Below are 18,026 nucleotides of genomic sequence, written 5' to 3'. Positions count from 1 at the left end.
TTTCAACGAAGAAAAGTAGCGTAAGAAATTGCCTAAGACATTAAAGAACATTCAGGGTGCTGACCAAAGCACAGTCGTGTACCGCCAGTACGGTTCCGGCCCGAAACTCATCACGGTGTTGCACTCCCTTGCCCTCGATGGGTCCTGGTACGAGCCGCTTGCCGCAGCATTGGGCCCGGAATACCGCTTGTTGGCTCCGGACTTTCGCGGACACGGTCAAAGCATCGCCGGCTCAACCCCGATTTCCCTAAAGCTTGTTGCCCAAGATATTGCCGCAATGTGGGATGCCGAAGGTATCGAGTCCTCGGTCATCCTCGGAATCTCTCTGGGCGGTATGGTCGCCCAGGCAGTAACAGGGCTCTACCCGGACCGTGTTGATGCGCAGATCTTGATGGCCACCAGCGGCGGCTACAACGCCACCTCGACTCAGGCTATTTCGGCCCGGGCCGCCGAGGTACGTGCCGAAGGCGGACTTGAAGCCGCCGATGAAACAACCATGTACCGCTGGTTTGGTGAGAAGTCCAAGGATCGCACCGATCCACTCGTGGCACGAGCCAGTGCGCAATTCCGTGGAGCCGGCGGCGAGACCATTGGTGCTTACTTTGAGGCAATGACTAGCGTTGGCGATTTTGCCACAGACACTCCCCCACCGACCTTGGTCATTGGTGGAAGCAATGACAAGAGCACCCCCCAGGCAACCATCGAAGCACTAGCTGCCTCGACTAAGGGCGCACAGTTGCTCTACGCGAACGGAGGTCACCTGGTGGCCTTCGAAAACCCTGAAGAAGTTGCCAAGACCATCCGTCCATTCCTTGACGGGCTAGCTAACTGGGACCGTGCCTAAGCTTCCTCGCATTGAAAAAACTTACGACTCATTAACTTCTTGCTCTTTGGAGAAACCATGAACACCACCATCACCAGCACGTCAGCACCGAGCATTACGCTGGCAGAACTCACCGAACACATTGAATCTGCCCAGATCCCGGCCTTGGTCATGCTCACCGCTCATGTCACCGGGGATACCAGCGTGCTCAAGGACGAATGGCGCCCTACCCTTCCTAAGCTTCCCCTGAGCGGAATCAGTGCCGAGGAAGAATCCAAGGCTCGTGCCCTATGCCTTGAACTATTAGCACCACATCTTGCCAACCAGGCCGAGTGGGCCGAATACCCAAGCGATCAGATGCGTCAGGAACTTGCCATCTGGCTCATGGGCGGCGTCAATGAAGACGCGCTGACCTTGTCAAAGGTTGCCTTTACTTCCAATGAGGGTGACCCACGTGCCCCACAGTGGAACTTGAATGAGGTTGCCCCGGATAGCGGATTAACCGCTACCGTCATTGGCACCGGTTTCTCCGGCCTGCTCGCAGCACTGCGTTTGAAGCAGGCAGGAGTTCCTTTCACCATCATTGAAAAGAGCATGGGCGTTGGTGGCACCTGGTGGGAGAACACCTACCCGGATTGCCGTACCGACGTACGCAGCCACATCTACACCTACTCCTTCCGCCAGTTCAACTGGGAGACCCACTACGGCCGCCAGGATCGCATCCACAACTACCTGCACAACTTCGCCGCGGACAACGGCCTGCTTGAGCACGTAGTCTTCGGCACCGAGGTTACCGCAGCTAAGTGGAATGAGGAGACCAGCACCTGGACGCTGGAAACTAAGGACCTGAACGGCAATGTCGGCTCGGTTTCTTCGCGCACCGTGGTCAGCGCCGTAGGCCAGCTCAACCGCCCCTCGATTCCAAACCTGCCGGGCCTTGATACCTTCACCGGCCCCAAGGTTCACTCGGCCAAGTGGGATCACGATCTTGATTTCACCGGCAAGAAGGTTGCCGTCATTGGCACCGGTGCCTCGGCACTGCAGTTTGCTCCGGCCGTTGCCAAGGTAGCTTCCAAGGTCACCATCTTCCAGCGCAGCGCCCCGTGGCTACGCGATACCCCGGTCTTACGTCAGGAAGTAGCCTCCGGTGAACGCTGGCTCATGGACAAGCTGAACCAGTACCGTGCGTTCTACCGTTTCTCGATCTTCCTTCCACGCTTGATCGGTAACCTTCCGGCGGCAACGGTTGATCTTGACTACCCGCCGACAGAACTTGCCGTCTCGGCGGCAAACGATGCGCTGCGCAAGGATTTGACCTCTTACCTGGAAGCCCAGGCCGGGGATGATCTCGAATTGCGTGACCAGATTGTTCCCAACTACCCACCCGCCGCCAAGCGCATCATCTGTGATGATGGAACTTGGGTTGCCACGCTGAAGCGCGATAACGTGCAGCTGGTTTCCAATGCGGTCCAGAAAATTGACGAATCAGGTGTCTGGGCCGGAGATGAGCACTTTGATGCAGACATCATCCTCTTCGGCACCGGCTTCAAGGCAGCGGACTTCCTGCTCCCGATGAAAGTCGAGGGCATTGGTGGCCAGGACCTGCACGAAAAGTGGGGAATCGATGCAAGCGCCTACCTGGGCACAGCACTTCCGGGCTACCCAAACTTCTTCTGCATGTACGGCCCAAACACCAACACCGTGATCCACGGAAACCTTGTCTTCTTCCTGGAATGCCAGGCAAACTACATCGCCAGTGCCATGCAGCTGCTTGCCGAAACCGGCAACAAGTCAATGAACCTGAAGGATGACGTCTTCGAGGAATACGACAAGCTGATCACCACCGAAAGCTCCAAGCGCACCTGGGGTTGGTCCAAGACCCATTCCTGGTACATGAACGCCGAGGGACGCTCCACCATCATGTGGCCGCTGCCGGCCATCGAATACTACGAGCGCACCTCCAAGGTTCGCCCCGAGCACTACCAGCTGGGCTAGTCCCCTACCGGGGGCATTGCACACCAGATACATCCTCAATAATTCCCAGACATGGAGGGGTTTACCTTGCTAACGCAAACACCAGTCATTACCGAGACCACCGAGGTCATCGCCAATCTTGAAACTCGTTTCCTCACCGGCGGCCCGACCGACGGCGTCCCCGTCGTGTTCCTACACGATGGCGCCTGGGGCGGCGCAGCCGATGTCACCTGGGGCGATCTACTGCCCTTGGCAGCAGAGAAGTTCCGTGTCATCGCACCGGATCTGCTCGGCTACGGCGGATCGGCAAAGTCCATCCGTCTCGATGTTTCGCCGTTCGCTTTCCGCCTGACTCACCTGTTCTCGCTGCTTGATCACCTGGGCATCACCGAGCCGGTTCACCTTGTGGGTAACTCCTTTGGTGGCTCGCTGACCCTACGTGCGTTGACCAATCCGGCATTGCGTGAGCGCATTGCCTCGGTGACGACCATTGCCGGCACCGGTGGCGCCTGGCGTGGAGCCGACCTTGCCAAGATCGGTGACTTTGATGGCACACCGGAACGTTTGGAAGAAATCGTTGATTTCCTCTGCGAATCATTTGACGATAAGTCGGCACAGCTCGAAGCACGCATGCGCTGGGCCACCGCCCCGGGCCACTTCGCTTGCATGAAGGCCCCGCACACCGTGGTCCCGGAAGCCATGAAGGTTGAGCGTCCCGCCGATCCTTACCCTGGCAACCTGACCGGCGTCACCACCCCGGCCCTGCTGATTGAGGGCAAGGATGACACCTTGTTTGAGTCCGGTTGGAGCACCAACCTGCAGGAGTTCTTGCCGCAGGCCAAGGCCGTGGTCATGGATTCCAAGCACAGCCCCAATATCAGCCAGCCGACCCAGACCTGGGACGTTATCAATGAATTCCTCACCGATCTCACCAAGGGTGGCAAGGCATGAGCGCACCGGCACTAGTCATCACCGGCGGTTCCTCCGGAATCGGTGAAGGCCTGGTCAATGACCTACGCAAGGACTGGGATATCACCTCGGTATCCCGCTCACTGCCCAAGAGCCCGTTGGACGGGGTCAACTACGTCGCGGGCGACGTCGCGGGCGACGCGGCAGAGAACGTCCGTGCGGCATTGAAGGAGCAGGGACGGGATTCAATCCACTCGCTGATTCACTGTGCCGGTGTTGGTCTCTTTGGTCAGTTCTTGGATACCCCCAAGGCCGACTGGGAGCGTGCGATTCAGCTGAACCTGATGGGCACCCTGAACTTCATTCAGGGCACCGCGGACCTGGTTGAAGATGGTGGACGTATTGTTCTGTACTCCTCCGGCACCGTGTTCAAGGCTCCGGGTGGCGCTGCCGCCTATGCCGCCTCCAAGGCCGGCATCATCGGCTTTGCCCGCAGCTTTGCCATGGAGATGGGCGCACGCAACATCACGGTTAACGTGATTGCACCGGGCCTTGTCATGACCCCGCTCGCTACCGATCTGGCGGGTGGCGAGGCTAAGAACATCGAGACCCGCGCCATCAAGCGTGCCTCGATCGTTGAGGACTACGTGGGACCAACGCGCTTCTTCCTCTCAGAAGGTTCGGGCTTTGTTACCGGCCAGACCCTAGTGGTTGATGGCGGCTCGATCCGCCGCTAAGCGCCAGGAGCTCGATAGGTAATTAGGAGTAACCCGTGAGGGGCTTTCACACGAAATGTGAAAGCCCCTCACGGCGTTTAACGCCGGAAGCTTATGCTTTGCTACAACTTGTAAGAAATGCCATGAGAGGCGTTCCATCAGCCGTATCGAACAGTGTGTCCAAGGAAATATTGAACTCCAATTTTCGGGCAAAGGGGACATCGACGGCATCATACCCATGCTTCAGCAGTTCACCAGTCATCATGAGCCTGGCGGTCCTTTTGTTGCCATCAAAGTAAAACTGGCGTCTGGTGGCAGCGGCAAAATAGGCAAGAGCTCGTTCACGAGGTTCAGCAATACTTTCCAAATATTCTAGAAGCGCATCCATCTCCTCAAGTAGCTTTGCGCCACCCTCACTAGATTCTGTTGGAGAATAAAGGCCTCCATGCGACAGCCGGACATGGCCACCGCCCGTCACCGCTCCTTCGCCCCTAAAATGACCACTCTCGATTGCCTCGTGACGAGCCACCAATCCATGAAGTCGGTCAGAGGTCTGTTTGGTCAGCGTGAACTGATCGTCGCGCACTAGCTCATCAATCAGCGAGTAACCCTCGCTGAGAGCCAAGATTTGTTCCGCTTCTTCAAGGGATTTGCCACCCACGGTGACTCCGTCAAGCAATGTTTTTACTTCGGGCAGGGTGAAGTTATTGCCTTCCAGTGCGGCAGCATTCCAGATTAGATCTGGCATCGATGCACGGAACCGAGCCCGGGCCTTGTCGATTCCCACATGGCGGATGCGTGAGATGTCTATGTCTGCTGATTCCCACGTGAAACCGCAAAGTTCGAGCCTAGCGCCAGCTACTGTCGACGGTATCTGGGCAGAGTTAGGTGTCGTTTTCTCAGACGACTTTTTAACATACGCACTGGCTCCGACGGCCCACTTCCGTTGATCTCCCATATTCACCATTCCTTTGCGATTGACTCGGCAACCTTGGCAAGGTTATTGCCTAATGAGAATCCATCAATGAGCGCCTGAATCGGCGCAACATATCTAATTCCTTCATGCATGAAGGATCCTTGAAACAAGGCGGGCGTGGCTGCCGCTACGATGACAGAAGCAGTATGAGATGAACGAGCAACCGGCAAAGTGTCGGCCAGAAGAGAAGCAGCTAGTAAAGGCTTTTCGGTCCACAGTACCTTCACACCGCTGATTGGTTCTCCAGCGCCTAACTGCAGATGAGGTTGGCCAGACAGTGCCCATTGCGCGCCGGTGGCATCACCGGCAGAAGCCAGCCGCAGGTCATCGACGTTACCCCGAAGGTAGGCGCTAGGGGCTCCCAGCGCAAGGAGCCCAGACGATCGACCGGCGTAGTCGAGGATGGCAATAGGGTCTTGGAGACCCAGTCGTTCAAATCGACGCACCCATTGGACAACCTCGCTTGGACGGTCAGGCTCAAGTCCCTGCTCCAGGAGGGATCTGGCGGCCTGGGCCGCAGCTGGATCGCTCAGTGGGCGTATCTGAATGTCCAAATCGAAACCACATGCGATCGCCAGCTCTCGCAAGGTACCCAGTGAAGGATCGGCATCACCATTTTCAATACGATGGATGGAAGACCTAGACACACCCGAGGCAAGTGAGACATACGATTTGCTTAGCCCTGCTCGTTGAATCCACTCGCCCAATCGCACCTGTTCCATATACGGAACAGTATCACCAGGTGTTCCATATACGGAACAACCCTCAGGGCTTCACCAGCTCTGGAAAGCTGGATGAGGCGCATGTCGATCAGCGCGCCAGTGCGTTTAACCCAGCCCACTCAGTAGCACCGAGCCAGAAAGCTCCGGACCACTTTTAGTGCGGATTCAGCTTGGTGCGTTACTTATAGCTTTCCGAGCGCAAGGTTCCGTTGGCTGAAACATATATTTGGGCTCCGGAAACGATATCGGTATTGTGCGCGTCTGCGGGCATCCCCGCAGGGGTAATCTGCCCGGTCATCGAACACTCAACGTGCACCACCGAGTAGTCCGCCCCCAGCGCCCTGCTGGTGACCTTCTTCAATATCATCACGCTGTTCGGGAACATGTGTTTGAACCCGTAGGCATGGCCGTCACGGATTTGTTCGCGGGTAGTCCACCAGATCCCCACGACGTTCACAAAGCCTGCATCTGGGACAAAGAGTGATGCAATGCCATCGGCGTTTGCGGAGCTCCAGGCGTTGGCAAATTCGCTTGCACTGTCTTCTCGTTTACCTAGCATGGAGCATTCCTTACCGCTGGTGATCGGGTTCCCTGTTAGGTTCAGCCCTCGTGGACAGAGAAAAATTCCCCCTGCACCATTCGACCGATACAAGGGGAATTTCAAACTTAATCTATATACCTTTAGCCAGCAGGCAGGGAAAGCACGGTCCCGGCAACGGCAACACCCAAAACGATCAGTGCGGATAACGCGGCAAGTACCAACGAGCTGCTACCCGAACACATGATTCCCTTGATATGTACGCCAAGACCTAGCCCAAATATTGATTCTTACAAGAAAATTCACATGGGTGAGAAGGGAAAAGGATACTCTATCTTCGCTAGCCAAGTATCTTTTGGCGGGAATTGCCCAGACATCAATACAAGTCGTTGACAGCATTAGAGACTCCGACTAGGGTCATCATTTATGACGAACCTCACTTCACTGGAGTTCTTCCGCCGCAAGCGCGAAGATGCTTCTAGAGTCGAGGCTTCAACCATCCTCCGCATTCTGACGCGGTCTTTTACCTCGTTCCCAACCGCGGGATACGCGAATGATTCTTGGTCACCAGCCGCAATCGGCTGGTGGGGCGGCGAGCCTTAAACTCGATACCTAAATTGCTGGATCGATTCAAAGAACCTGACCAAGCTTGTCGAATAAATCAACGGCTTAACGTTTCCCTCTTTTGGAGAATCTCGGCAGGTACTTTCCCGCATCTTTTGCGATACCGCGTTTACGCGGGGCCACAATACTGCAGCAAATTATAGGCATGTGCCTGCGGTGCAAATATTCGCCGCGAATAAACCTTCTTCTGACTTCTAAATAGCAACTGGGCTCGTTGCTGTGCGCCTTCCGCTACAACTTCCTAAGCCGTGCCTCGTCATGAGGATCCAGAGAGGACCCTATTTCGATGTCTCAAAAAAATTCTACTCCCAGTCAAGAACAACCAGATTCTCTCCCAAAATCGCAGAAGAATTCGCAAACCAAGCGCCTAAACCACCGGTTCCTAGCATATCCACACAACAGGCACCCAGTTCTGGTCCCGGGCATTGCCATCGATGAGCAACGCAAGCGTTACAAAATCGACAAACTCATCTTTCTGATCGCTGGGTCTTTAACTTCGGCGTTCGTTATCTGGGGAATCATTTCTCCCGCGAGTGTCGCGTCGGTCGCTGCCACATCATTCAACTGGTCAACCGAAAACCTCGGTTGGATGTTCAACACCGTGGCCATAGTCGTGTTGATTGCCTTGGTGGGCATGGCGCTTTCCCCCTATGGAAAGATCCTTCTGGGCAAGGATAATGAAAAGCCAGAATTTAGCACTTTTTCCTGGACCGCGATGCTCTTTGCTGCCGGCCTCGGTGTGGCAGTACTTTTCTGGGGACCTGCGGAACCTCTCATGTACTTCACCTCGCCTCCTCCGATGACCAACGATCCAGAGTCGGTCGAAGCCATGCATTATGCTTTTGCTCAGACGTACTATCATTGGGGTTTCCATGCATGGGCTATCTACGCACTCGTGGGTGGAGCCGTCGCCTACGCAGCTTACCGCCGTGGACGTTCTTTGCTCATCTCCTCGATTTTTCGTACTCTTTTTGGTCAGCGGCTCACCGAGGGAATTGCCGGCAGGTTAGTCGACGTTTTTGCCATCGTTGCCACACTCTTTGGCACCGCTGCCGCCCTAGGTATTGCTGCTATGCAGATCGGCACCGGTGTCAGTATTATCTCCGGCGCGAGCAAAGCCACGAACACCACACTCGTGGTGATCATAGCGATTCTCACGATAGGGTTCGTCGTTTCGGCGGTATCGGGCGTCTCGCGCGGCATCCGCTACCTATCAACTATCAATATTGTCTTGACCATCGCTCTCATGCTGATCGTGCTTGTCCTAGGGCCAACACTATTTCTGATGAACCTGCTGCCCTCTGCCATCATGGAATATCTCGGCTCCATGTTCGAGTTGATGGGCAGATCTCTCTCGTGGGGATCTGCAACACAAGATTTTCAATCGGCGTGGACCGTTTACTACTGGGCTTGGTGGATTTCGTGGTCACCATTCGTGGGTATCTTCATCGCTCGCATCTCACGGGGTCGAAGCATCCGACAGTTCGTGCTCGGAACCATATTGATTCCTTCATCATTGATTTTTGCCGCCTACGGCGTCATGGGCGGTACCTCAATTTGGATGTATCGAGAGGGAAAACCGGGGTTCTCTGCTGATTTGGCTGCTCCAGAAGTACTCTTCGCACTGATTGACAACCTGCCGTACGTCGAATGGTTACCCTACGTCGTGCTGGTGGTGCTCGCAATCTTCTTTATTACCGCTGCCGATTCAGCGTCGGTTGTCATGGGCATTCTTACCACCCAGGGCGATCAAAATCCGCGCCGCTGGGTGATCGTGTTCTGGGGACTGGTCATGAGCGGAATCGCCGTGGTGATGTTGCTACTTGGCGACGCTATGGCACTAACCGGGCTACAACAACTCGTGATTGTCACGGCTGTCCCATTCTCCCTGATCCTGATCCTGATCTTATTTGCCTGGTTCAAAGAACTTCGCACTGACCCCCAGGCACTACGCCTCCAATACACCGAAAGAGCACTGAACAATGCTGTGACGGATGGAGTCGAACGTTTCGGCGATGATTTCGCCTTCAAGGTCGGTGAGGCTAAGGGCAACGGAGGTGCGGGCGCAGAAATGGATTCGCACAATGAGGCATACACCCAGTGGTATCAGCGTACCAATGAAGACGGGGAACCGGTCGGATTCGATTTCGAAACCGGTGAGTGGGCTGATGGATACGACCCAGAGACCGGTGAAATTACGCTGGTCACCCCCGACCAGGTGCTAGCTCCTGATGCGGAAGAAACTGTTGAAACACTTCCACCGCGTTTCGAGCAGCATGAACCGGATCAAGTGCACTAACGCCTCTGCAACATGGCTCCGTCAGGTTGGTGAGCTCACAGTCAGTGGGGCAGCCACTTTATTCAGCAGACGTGGTCTTGTGTTCGCTGACATTCCAGCCGATGAGAAAGCATGACACCGGGCTAGGACGTGGCACGTGCTGCGGAGCTGACACGGTGTCGGATCGTGCAACACCGTCCGATCTATCAAGGCCGATTGCCTTTTGCCCATTTTACATACTTCTAGCGAGAGGAAATATCATGACCCAAAAACGACCAAACATCGTGGTCATCCAGGCCGACCAGATGGCTGCTCAAGCGTTGGGCGCTTACGGTGACCTGGCCGCTAAAACCCCAAATATCGATTTCTTGGCCGAAGAAGGCGCGGTATTTGACCGGGCTTACTGCAACACCCCGCTATGTGCGCCCTCACGGGCTTCGATGATGTCGGGAAAGCTCCCCTCTGAAATCGATTGCTACGACAATGGGGCTGACTTCGCGGCCTCCGTGCCAACCTTCGCCCATCGCCTACGCGCCGTCGGCTACCACACCGCTTTGATTGGCCGCATGCATTTCATCGGCCCTGACCAGGAACACGGATTCGAGGAACGGTTGACTACCGACGTCTATCCGGCGGATCTTGACATGGTGCCGGACTGGACCCGGCCTCTTGACCAACGCATGCAGTGGTACCACGATGCAGATGCCGTTTTCACCGCTGGGGTCTCAAAAGCCACGGTACAGCAAGACTTTGACGATGAGGTCGGCTTCCGTACCATCCGACACCTCAATGACCGGGTTCGAGCAAACCAAGCCGCTGGCGAGGACATCCCATTTCTCATGGTTACCTCCTTCATCCACCCGCATGATCCGTACGAACCACCGCGTGAACACTGGGACCGATTCGAGGGAGAAAACATCCCGGATCCCAAGCACCCGGCGGTACCCTCCATTGATCAAGATCCGCATACCCATCGACTACGGGCCATGAGCGGGTTCGACAAACGCGATCCAAATATCAATCAGGTACGTAGGGCCCGCCGCGCGTACTACGCGGCAGTCAGCTACATTGATGATCACATTGGTCGGATCCAGCAGCGACTCCGGGAATTGGGCTTGGCGGAGAATACCGTCATCATCATTACCAGCGACCACGGAGACATGCTCGGTGAGAAAGGGCTCTGGTTCAAGATGTCACCGTACGAGCAGTCCTCCCGGGTGCCACTGATCATCCATGGCGCGGAAAAATTGGTGCCGCGGGGACGCTTCACAAACCCGGTGTGCCTCCTTGATCTCATGCCGACGCTCGTTGAGCTTTCCGGTGCCTCAGAGGCACAGTCGACAGGCATTTCCTTGCTGGAATCCGCCCGTCGCGAGCTCTCCGGCAAGGTCACTGACGAGGATCGAGACATCGTAATCGAATATCTGGCCGAGGGCACGTATCGGCCCCAGATAACCCTCGTTCGTGGCCGGTATAAGTACGTTGTTTGCCCTGGGGATCCGGATCAGCTGTTTGATCTGAACATCGATCCAGACGAATTGCAGAACCATGCAACTGACCCAGAATACGTGGGTGTTCTCGCGCAGCTGCGCGCGGCGATCGAAAGCCGCTACGACCTTTCCACACTGGAGGCAGGAATTTTGGCTAGTCAGTCCAACCGGCAGTTGGTGGCCGAGGCATTGCAGCAAGGGCGGACACATCCCTGGGACTTCGAGCCCCGACCCGAGCAACGCTACGTCCGCGGAGATTTTTGGAATGCCCTCGGCTACGGAACAATTTCAGATCCTTCGGTCTGATCCGAAAAAGCCTCCTCCGATTCGTCCTGCTTGATCACCGGCGCTGAGCGGTGCCAATGTCGAGAACTACTACAAGCGATCGTCATAGCAATGGTGGCGTTAATGCCCGAACGAATCAGCAGTACGCTACGCGTTCCGGCTTCCATAAGATCAAGCCAACGCCTGTGAGCCCCGTTCCCTAGAAGTGAGCTTTCGAAGCTCGATGCGAGTACGGGGCTTCATAGCCGCCCACTAATAATTTCAACTTTTTAAGGAGGAAGCATGAACTTTCCGCAGAATACCAGTCCACTGTTACACGTAGTACCCCCTATTCATCGACGGTAACTTTCGTTTCGCTGCTTCGGGGAGGGCACACCCCAGTCGTATAACCATCTTCAAAAGGGTAGTAGCGGATGAAACGGCGCTGGTCTCTTTTGGTGGCGGCTTCTCGGCTCGTCATCCACGTTACGACCGACAATAATGCCCGCGTGAGCATTCAGTTTTCTTCACTTATCTAGGTTCAGCGCAACACTGTCAGATCCTTGGATCGGACGGTGCTGCGCTGAACCTGACGTTGTGCAGTCTCATTTAGAGTTTCTTAGCCAGCCGGCGGGAAAAGCATGGTCCCGGCAACTGCAACACCCAAAATGATCAGTGTGGAGAGCGCGGCAAGAACCAGCGAGCGACTACCCGAACGCATCAAACTCTTGATATGTACGCCAAGGCCTAGTCCAAACATTGCTGCGGCTAGTAAGAAGGTCTGGGCGAGCTTTGCGAATTCAAGCACCGAATCGGGAAGAATTCCCGTGGTACGCACCAGCATCATGGCAATGAATCCAAGTACAAAGAGTGGGACAATTGGGGGCTTCTTGGCACCCTCAACCGCGTGTTTTTTGTTCATGTACATGCTGACACCGGCAATCATGGGAGCCAGCGTTACAACGCGTGCAAGCTTGACCGTCACGGCCACGGCCAAGGCGCTGGAACTCACCGCGCCGCCCGCGGCGACCACCTGGGCCACCTCATGGGTCGAGGCACCGATCAGCATGCCAATTGCGTCATCTTCCATGCCCAGCAGCGCACCCAGTGCCGGCACGATCGGGATCATCAACGTACCAAAGAGCACCACCAAGCCGATGGCAGTGGCAACTTGATCCTGCTTGGCCTTGGTTGCGCCTTCGGTTGCGGCAACCGCTGCGGCGCCACAGATGGAAAAGCCGGCGGCAATCAGCAGTCGCTGTGGCAGATCAATGCCAAGCCAACCACCGATCAGCAGCGTGAGACCAAAGGTAATGCCGACACAGAGCACAACTACCAGCAGAACACCGGGGCCAAGGGCCAGTATCTGCGACAGGGCAAGCTGCAGACCCAGAAGCACAATGCCTGTACGCAAAAGCTTCTTGGATGAGACTGCAACGCCGGGCAAGATCATATCCGGGACCGGCAACAAGTTCCGCCAAATGGCACCGAGCAAGATCGCAATCAGCAATGCGCTCATGCCGGGAATCAGCTTGGCAAGACCCATGGCAACGACACCACCAATAATGCAAGCCAATAATCCAGGTGCCATGCCCCGGAGTTTGGAGCCAGCGCCGGGTTTAGGGCTTGTGGGAGTCAGTACTGAAGCCGGGCTGGCTTGCTGCGACTCGATGGAAGTGTCATTTTTGCTCATACTAAGACGCTGTCACGTTCCGTGTCTCCCGGGTAGACACCATCTAGCTATCACGGGCATATGCTGTTGATATGGATAGTTCACCTATGCGTGCCCAAGGCATTGAACAATGGATTCAAATGTCTTCACTTGCCCTTCTGGTTGGCATCGCCGATCACGGGAGCTTGAGCGCCGGTGCGCGCTCGGTCGGCATGGCTCAATCGAATGCGACAAGAGCCATCAAGACCTTAGAACGTCGCTTGGGATATGCGCTTCTCACCCGCGCAACTAGCGGTTCAAAGCTCACTCCCGAAGGCGCGCTGACAGTTGAATGGGCACGCGATTCCCTGCAGAGCCTCAATACCTTGTGGACTGGAGCTCAGGCACTCGCTGCACCCGAAGATCGAGAGTTCACCTTTGCCGCGAGCATGACCGTAGCCGAACATCTGGCTCCGATATGGATCGGACGCTTGCACGAGACCGATTCGCACATCAAAACCAAAATGCGGGTCATGAATTCTCGCGAAGTCATTAATGCTGTTCAAAATAAAGACGTTGAGCTCGGATTCGTAGAGACCCCGGATATCCCTCCAGCGCTGTCCAGCCGAATAGTCTGGAGCGACGAATTGGTACTCATTGCACCGACTGTGCATCCTTGGGCGCAACGCTCAAAACCTGTCACGCTGATAGAAATTGCGCAGACAGCTTTGGTGGAGCGTGAAGCCGGATCCGGCACACGAGCCTTTCTTGATGGAAGTATTGAGGGTGCGCGCAAAGCACCGATCGTAGAGTTCAACAGCAATTCAGCCATCTGTCAGGCCGTTTCCGCAGGCATGGGCCCAGCGATTCTGAGCCGGTTGGCCGTTGAAAGTTCGCTGCGCATAGGAACCTTCTCATTAGTAGCTCTACAGCGCGGCAATCTCACCCGAAATCTGCGCGCTATCTGGCGTGGGCAGGAACCCGCCCAAGGACCAGCTGCCCAACTCCTAGAAATATGTGTAACTGCAAACACCTAGCAGCAAGTGTCTAACGCTCGGCTAGTCAGCACTGGCCAGCCCGCTAGATGCCAACTCCGCACTCGGCGCGTCGAAGCGCGGCGTCGTGGGAAGCGCCACACGCAGGCCGGGGTGACACAATTCACCCACGCATCAGCTAACGAACTTCAGGCGGCCCCTCACGCGCCTGCACCTCCCAAAGATAGATCATCTTCGGTTGATGAATTATTGTCACTCAGCCCCGAGAACGCGGCAAAGTTCGAGACATCTGGCGCGAAATAAACTCACTCAACTGCCATTCAACGGGCAATACTGAGAGCAATAATTTCGATCAAATCAATCCCAAAGTTCTTTGGACTTCCTTGAGGTTCGATGAAAGCATTCAGGATGTCGCCGCGCAGTGACTGGTATTCCACTCTGGGGGGAGAAGAATGCAGAAATCAGCGGGACATCATCTGGTTGGTTGAAGTTGAGATGGGGATCTGTGACAAAGGTGTACTCGCGCCAAAGAATCGAACGCTCACAACGGCGACGGACCGCACTGATAGGGATAGCTGTCAGCTTCGCTCTGCTAGCTGGTGGGGCAGGCTCATTCGCGGCTACTCCAGCGTCACCCGAAAGCGAGACGAGAGTCGATGATCTAACAATCACCACGGGACTTGACGAAAGACCTCTAGAGTCCACAGAACCTGAAATTGTTCCCGTAGAATCCCCCCTCGATTCCGCATCTACCGAGCCGATCGAAGATTCACAGCATGCCGAATCGACTGAGCCTTCGGCGCCGGAAAGCCCCTCACAAGTCGTGGAGTCTACGGAATCCAGTAGCGTCAGCCCTGTTCCAGAGGTACAGAGTAGCGACGATCCTGAATCACCACTCGACACCAATATTGCACCCTATGCAGACAGCAAGTCTTTTGCGACAGAGAACCTGGACCGCTACTTTTCATTGGTGGCTCCGAACCTTATTGGAGCCCCAAATCAGTGGAAAGCGCATATCCGTTACATCCATATGAATGGGGAAAGCAATGCTTTTCCCGTTTCGCAGAACTCTCCTGAATGGTTAGTCAAGGATCTAGCTATTCCTCCGGGCAGGATTCCACCTGCCTTCACGGGAGGGACCACCCAGCGAAATCCGAATGCCCTTGGTGTCACAGAAGATGGAGTTTTTTACTTCACCAATCAGTACCAGCAGGCATTGTTAACGGCGAACGGCAAAAGACACGAATTCATCGACGTGTGGAGATACGAGTCGGATCAGCCAATTGCGGAATCCACTAATCCTCGTCGCATCATTTCTGGCATGGATCTGGGCGAGACACTAAATACTGAAAACCCTCAGCAGATTGTTGCTGGCGCATTCAATCCTTTCGACGAAGCGTTTTATTTCGGTATGTATCAGCCCGAGGGCATCGCCGCTGATAGGAAAATTCAACTCAAAGTGTTCAAGGCTGCCATATCTGGAAATGACTGGAGTGCGGGTTTAATTGGCACCGCTTTGACACCGAAAGGCTCGTTCCTTTCCGCTACGAATGGCGACTTCGACTTTGACTCGGCGGGTAACCTCACTTTTCTAGTTTCAAGCCAAGGCACCGTCGCGGATGCATATCTAGGGACAATCAACAGCGAAGACATCCAAGCGGCAAGCACCACGACACCAGCCACGTTCGAAGACTTCACAATTTCGCAGAAGCTGACCTTTAGCACTGGAACCAGTGGCGGACAAGCGAACGGAATGGTTTTTGCCCGCTCGGGCCAGCTGGTTGTCCAGGCCTCTGATTATCAGCGGATGTTGAATCCGAATACGTTCAGTGAAACCGCAAGCATAAACCCGTTTCCCCCCACCGGGCCCAGCGACCGAATCCTCACGACAGACCTCGCATCGTTTGCAAGTCCTCCCACCGTCCGAGTGGATAAGGATGTTATTGCCCGCATTGACCCGACAGACCAGTTTGCATTGAGGTTAGGCGACGGGGCCAAATATCAGAGTATCCACACCAATGGGGTCGGCGGTGAGCTGGATGCTTCCGGCCTTCAGGACCGGAAGCTCGGTCCGGTCGGTGTTTATACCGGCGATACTGTCACTATCGGTGAAACAATGGCACCCGATAGCCCGACGCTTGATACAACTCTGTATTCACCGATCTTTAGATGTGTTAACACAGAACTACCGATCACCGATCCCAACTACGAAGTGGACCTTAGCGACCTCGGCACCGGCTTTGAACGGTCCTTGGAAGTTCCGGCTACGCTTCCTGGCAGCTGGAAGGGACCACAGGTCGTTTGCACCATCACCAATGAAGGACAAATTCCGGCGCTCACCGTTTCAAAGACTTCCGATCCAGAAACTGGCGTGGCGGTAACGGAAGAGCAAGACGTAAAATACACGCTTTCCTTCGATAACACCGCAGGAACTGGTGCGGCTCTGGAAGTTGATTACACCGACCATTTGAAGGACGTGCTCGACGACGCCGAGTTGGATCTTTCTTCATTAGCGGTACTCGATGTCACCGATCCGGACACCCCCCTCGAGGTCACCGATGGCTTCTTCGCGGTGTACGACGCTGACGCGCAGACGATTAAAATCGCCGGAGCCAAGGATGGAACTGGCACAGCAACCGTTCCCGCAAAGACGAAGTACACACTCAGCTATACCGTCTCGGTGAAGCCAAACATCGGTACAGAGGGTAAACCTAGGGAAGATAGCGACAATGCTACTGCCTACAAGATGACGAATTTCCTCGTCGAAGGCAACGACGAAGTTCCGGAAAAGTGTACGGCTCCTGGTCAGGACGAAGATCCGGTGTGCACCGATCACCTGGTGAAGACTTGGACCATCTCTAAGGATTCAAAGCCCAGCAATGGTGCCCAGCTGCACCATGGCGGCAATATTTATTACAACCTTGAGGTGCAGAAAACCGACCCAAGTTACCAGATCGATGGAATCGTTGTGACCGATGATCTGAGCGAGGTGCTGCGTGTAGCAGAGTGGGATGCTTCGGCTCCCGTCCTGGATGGAACACAAGCGCGCGGAATTCACATGATGGATGAACGTGGAAACGTGGTCCGAAGCCTTGAAGCGAGCTACGTTCCGGCTCCGGTTTATAACGGAACCGATCGATGGACTCTTACAACCGTTGCCTTCAGCTTGCTTCCTGGTGAGGTAAGCGCCCAGATCTGGTTCGCGGTCAAGGTCGGCACACCGCCACAGGTTGCCCCTCATTGGCTGCCCGAGTCCCCTAGCCCCGGCACACACTTCACCAACCGCGTCAGCGCGGCAGCTGGTGCCCAAGAGCCAGAAGCAAACCAATGCCGAACCGGGATCACCGAAGGTGAGATCGGTGGCGCGGTAGCTGCCTGTACCGTCAGCCATGCCGTTGGAGCAGATTACTTCACCGTGCGTAAGGACGGCCGTGGAACCCTCGCAACCGGTGAGACGCTCAATCTCCAAAACCTCCTTGGTCACGAGTTCGAATTGCGTTCGGACAACGACGGCAGCATGGGTGCGGTACCGGGTTTCATGTGTGAATCTTCAAGTACTCCCCCGGCACTGGACAGCACCGAATCATGTGCCCGGTTCTACCCAATTCCTACCGGCCAACAAGCTGGTCGCTGGCGGGCCGAACGAGTGCCGGCAGGCACCTATTGGTTGCTCGAGACCAAGGCACCGACGGCTCAACGAGTCAGTGCCACGGAGACCCGAAAGGTGACCGGAGTACAGCTACTCGCCGAACCCATCAAATTTATTGTCGGCGAGGAAGCGAAATTCGGTCAGCTAGATATCTTCACCCCCGGAACTGTTCTCTTCGAGGAGCGTTGCGATCCGGTCAATTCACCAACTTTTATCGCGTGTGTGAACCCCAGCGGCTATCTCATGATCGTTAGGGATCCGGGCCTATTACCGCTTCCTGTATCCGGTGGAAACGGAGTTTCCGCCCTTACCTTCGGTGCGCTGGTACTCATTGGTGGTGGCCTTGGAGCCGGGTATCTATGGCGTCGCAACCGTTATGGACAACCCACGCCATAAATAGGCCCTATCCAACTTTTT

General features: G+C 55.4%; 12 protein-coding genes. 8 read left to right on the top strand and 4 right to left on the bottom strand.

All coding sequences use genetic code 11. From position 1 onward, the window contains the following. Window positions 1-28: 28 nt before the first annotated feature. Genes CQ018_RS05195 through CQ018_RS05180 form a run of 4 tightly spaced genes read left to right on the top strand, consistent with a single transcriptional unit; the run spans window position 29 to window position 4,443 of the window. Complete coding sequence (locus CQ018_RS05195; protein WP_105548921.1) at window positions 29-844, top strand: alpha/beta fold hydrolase; 816 nt, start codon at window positions 29-31, stop codon at window positions 842-844. Window positions 845-901: 57 nt separating this feature from the next. After that, entirely contained in the window at window positions 902-2,818 is a 1,917-nt protein-coding gene (locus tag CQ018_RS05190) for an NAD(P)/FAD-dependent oxidoreductase (protein WP_105548920.1), read from the top strand. A 51-nt stretch (window positions 2,819-2,869) separates the two neighbouring features. Further along, window positions 2,870-3,748: an alpha/beta fold hydrolase gene (locus CQ018_RS05185; protein ID WP_105548919.1), complete on the top strand. Its 879-nt coding sequence runs from the start codon at window positions 2,870-2,872 to the stop codon at window positions 3,746-3,748. Continuing rightward, complete coding sequence (locus tag CQ018_RS05180) at window positions 3,745-4,443, top strand: SDR family NAD(P)-dependent oxidoreductase (RefSeq protein ID WP_105548918.1); 699 nt, start codon at window positions 3,745-3,747, stop codon at window positions 4,441-4,443. Before CQ018_RS05185 ends, CQ018_RS05180 begins: the two co-directional genes overlap by 4 nt. Window positions 4,444-4,534: 91 nt before the next feature. Here the strand turns inward: CQ018_RS05180 and CQ018_RS05175 are convergent, their stop codons facing one another. The 3 genes from CQ018_RS05175 to CQ018_RS05165 form a co-directional block, all read right to left on the bottom strand. Beyond that, complete coding sequence (locus CQ018_RS05175) at window positions 4,535-5,380, bottom strand: Fic family protein (protein WP_258142435.1); 846 nt, start codon at window positions 5,378-5,380, stop codon at window positions 4,535-4,537. A gap of 2 nt (window positions 5,381-5,382) precedes the next feature. Next, window positions 5,383-6,120, bottom strand: coding sequence for a helix-turn-helix transcriptional regulator (locus CQ018_RS05170; RefSeq protein ID WP_105548917.1), 738 nt, complete (start codon window positions 6,118-6,120; stop codon window positions 5,383-5,385). 178 nt (window positions 6,121-6,298) lie between these two features. Next, on the bottom strand, window positions 6,299-6,679 hold the full coding sequence (locus tag CQ018_RS05165; RefSeq protein WP_105548916.1) for an SgcJ/EcaC family oxidoreductase: 381 nt from the start codon (window positions 6,677-6,679) through the stop codon (window positions 6,299-6,301). Window positions 6,680-7,568: 889 nt separating this feature from the next. On the opposite strand from CQ018_RS05165, the gene CQ018_RS05160 reads away from it, so the two are divergent. Together CQ018_RS05160 and betC are read left to right on the top strand one after the other, a co-directional pair. Next, window positions 7,569-9,581 (top strand): BCCT family transporter, encoded by a 2,013-nt coding sequence (locus CQ018_RS05160; RefSeq protein WP_105548915.1) that lies wholly within the window; start codon window positions 7,569-7,571, stop codon window positions 9,579-9,581. 239 nt (window positions 9,582-9,820) lie between these two features. Next, window positions 9,821-11,356 carry a choline-sulfatase gene (gene betC, locus CQ018_RS05155; RefSeq protein ID WP_105548914.1) on the top strand — a complete coding sequence of 512 codons (1,536 nt, stop codon included), beginning with the start codon at window positions 9,821-9,823 and terminating at the stop codon, window positions 11,354-11,356. A 577-nt stretch (window positions 11,357-11,933) separates the two neighbouring features. Here the strand turns inward: betC and CQ018_RS05150 are convergent. Further along, window positions 11,934-13,007 carry a YeiH family protein gene (locus CQ018_RS05150; protein WP_105548913.1) on the bottom strand — a complete coding sequence of 358 codons (1,074 nt, stop codon included), beginning with the start codon at window positions 13,005-13,007 and terminating at the stop codon, window positions 11,934-11,936. A gap of 71 nt (window positions 13,008-13,078) precedes the next feature. Here CQ018_RS05150 and CQ018_RS05145 point away from each other — a divergent pair, with 71 nt between their 5' ends. Together CQ018_RS05145 and CQ018_RS05140 are read left to right on the top strand one after the other, a co-directional pair. Next, complete coding sequence (locus CQ018_RS05145; protein ID WP_105548912.1) at window positions 13,079-14,002, top strand: LysR family transcriptional regulator; 924 nt, start codon at window positions 13,079-13,081, stop codon at window positions 14,000-14,002. 988 nt (window positions 14,003-14,990) lie between these two features. Further along, on the top strand, window positions 14,991-18,005 hold the full coding sequence (locus CQ018_RS05140; protein WP_105548911.1) for a hypothetical protein: 3,015 nt from the start codon (window positions 14,991-14,993) through the stop codon (window positions 18,003-18,005). The last annotated feature ends 21 nt before the right edge of the window (window positions 18,006-18,026 follow it).

Origin of the sequence: Arthrobacter sp. MYb227, assembly GCF_002975435.1 — a bacterium.
Taxonomy (GTDB): domain Bacteria; phylum Actinomycetota; class Actinomycetes; order Actinomycetales; family Micrococcaceae; genus Paeniglutamicibacter.
Note: the sequence above shows the minus strand (reverse complement) of the source record. Positions and strands in the feature narration are given on the sequence as shown.